The sequence below is a fragment of the Rubrivirga sp. genome (genome assembly GCF_049648075.1).
Lineage (GTDB): Bacteria > Bacteroidota > Rhodothermia > Rhodothermales > Rubricoccaceae > Rubrivirga.
Genome location: NZ_JBARYR010000659.1, coordinates 1 through 2,269, shown reverse-complemented (window position 1 = coordinate 2,269; position 2,269 = coordinate 1). Strand labels below are relative to the sequence as shown.

Annotated in this window: 3 protein-coding genes; 1 reads left to right on the top strand and 2 read right to left on the bottom strand. The window is 69.2% G+C overall.

Annotation, left to right across the window (positions count from 1 at the left end; genetic code table 11):
* Together WBA11_RS17725 and mdh are read right to left on the bottom strand one after the other, a co-directional pair.
* Positions 1-600 (bottom strand): MBL fold metallo-hydrolase (locus tag WBA11_RS17725; protein ID WP_424521968.1); only part of this gene is annotated, 600 nt, incomplete at its 3' end.
* Positions 601-721: 121 nt separating this feature from the next.
* Complete coding sequence (gene mdh, locus WBA11_RS17720; protein WP_424521967.1) at positions 722-1,660, bottom strand: malate dehydrogenase; 939 nt, start codon at positions 1,658-1,660, stop codon at positions 722-724.
* 257 nt (positions 1,661-1,917) lie between these two features.
* Here mdh and WBA11_RS17715 point away from each other — a divergent pair.
* Positions 1,918-2,269: alkaline phosphatase (locus WBA11_RS17715; RefSeq protein WP_424521966.1), on the top strand; the 352-nt coding region annotated here is incomplete at its 3' end.

The following is a 2,269-nucleotide window of genomic DNA, read 5'->3' as shown; positions in this document are numbered from 1 at the left end:
GCCGAGCGACGTTGAGCCGCCGGGGCGGATGAGGCAGCCGCCGTACAGGATCCCGGCGCTCGGCACGTAGACGACCACGTTGTCGACGGTGTGGCCCGGACCGGCGTCGAACACCTCGACCTCGAGGTCGCCAGTCCGCAACGTCCAGGCGTCGCCGCCCTCGAGGACGTTGTCGGGCCGGGCGTAGCCGTCGGCGGCCATCAAGTCGGCCGTCCTCGAGGTCGAGATGACCGGGACGGAGGCGCGTCGCAAGGCCGGGACGCCGCCGACGCTGTCGTCGTGGTGGTGCGAGACGACGGCCCGTCGGACGCCCGCGCCCCACAGGAGGCGGAGCTCGGCCAGGAGGGCCGTCGTCGCCTGCTCGGGGTCGTCGCCCCACGCCGCGTCCACCAACAGCGCGTCGCTGCCCGACGCGACGACCAACCCGTTCGACAGGACCCGTCCGAACCCGTCCACGTCTCGGTAGGTCGTGTGGACCCACACGGTGGGCGTCAAGGCCTTGACCTCGAGGCCGGGCGGCGGCTCCGCCTCGGCGGCGGGCTCCGACGTCGCGACGCACCCTGAACAGGCGAGGACGACAAATGCGAGGACGATGCGCATGGCAGAGAGCGATGTGCGACAAGAAACGACGTGCCGCGCCGTCCTCGAGGACGAAAAAGGGCGGCCCTCCGAAGAGAGCCGCCCCGTGCCTTCAGACGAGGCCGCGGCCTCGAGGACGAGCCTAGGCGTCGTCCTTGGGAAGGTTCTTGTACGCGCCGATGACATCCAAGACGTGGTCGCCCGACGCCTTCATGTCGGACTGCTCCTTGTCGTTGAGGTCGAGCTCGACGATCTCCTTGACGCCGCCCTTGCCGAGCCGCACCGGGACGCCGATGAACATGTCCTCGAGCCCATACTGGCCCGTGACCCAGGCCGCGGCCGGGAGCACGCGGTTCGAGTCCTTGACGATGGCCTCGACCATCTCGGCCGCACCGGCGCCCGGCGCATACCACGCCGAGGTGCCCATCAGCTTGACGATCTCGCCACCGCCCTTCTTGGTCCGCTCGATGATCTCGTCCAGGCGAGACGCCTCGATTAGGTCCGTCACAGGCTGGCTGCCGATGGTCGTGAAGCGGGGGAGGGGCGTCATCGAGTCGCCGTGGCCGCCCAGGAGCATCGCGTTGATGTCGCGGATGGACGCGCCGGTCTCCATCTTGAGGAACGCCCGGTAGCGCGCTGTATCGAGGACGCCGGCCATGCCCATCACGCGCTGGCTCGGGAAGCCCGACTCCATGTACGCGACGTAGGTCATGACGTCGAGCGGGTTCGAGACCACGATGATGATCGTGTTCGGCGAGTGCTCCGCGACCTTGTTGGTCACGCTGGCCACGATCTGCGAGTTGACCTTGAGGAGGTCGTCGCGCGTCATGCCGTCCTTGCGGGGGAGCCCGGCCGTGATGACGGTCACGTCGGAGTCCTTCGTGATCGCGTAGTCGTCGCCGCCCTCGATGACGGTGTCGAACCCGTGGATCGGGGCCGACTCCATCAGGTCGAGGGCCTTGCCCTTGGCGACGCCGGCGTTGATGTCGATGAGGGCGATGTTCTGGACGATGTCCATTCGCGCGACGCACTCGGCGACCGTTGCGCCGACGTTGCCCGCGCCTACCACGGTGAGCTTCATGTTCTTGGGGATTGGGGGAGGGGGATTGGGTGTCGGGGTACGCTCGTCGGGCGCCGCCGTTCGGGTCCGCCCTCGAGGACGACGCTCCGGAGACGCGTCTTCGAGGACGGTCCAGGATACCGGGGCGCCGCCGCGAGTCCTCGAGGGCGGACTCGGATTCGGGGCGAAGACGGACGCCGTAACGCCGACGTTCACTCGCGGGGCCTCGTGCTTCGTACGCTCTCTCTACCTCCGACCTCGACCCGATGCGTTTCGCCTTGCTCCTCAGTCTCTCCCTCTTCGCCGCGGCCTGCACGACGGCCCAGACGCCCGCGATGGACCGTCCTGTCGGCCTCGAGGTCGAGCCCGCCCTGGTCCAGCCGTCGGGCGAGATGGTCGAGCGGCCCCGCAACGTGATCCTGATGATCGCCGACGGGTTCGGGCCGGCCTCGGCCACGATGGGCGCCGAGGCCAAGGGCGCGCCGCTCGCCTTCGACAGCCTGTTGGTCGGGTCGGTCGAGACCTCCGCGACCGACAACCGCGTGACGGACTCGGCGGCCAGCGCGACGGCCTACGCGTGCGGGATCAAGACCTACAACGGCGCCATCGCGATGACGCCCGACGGCGATC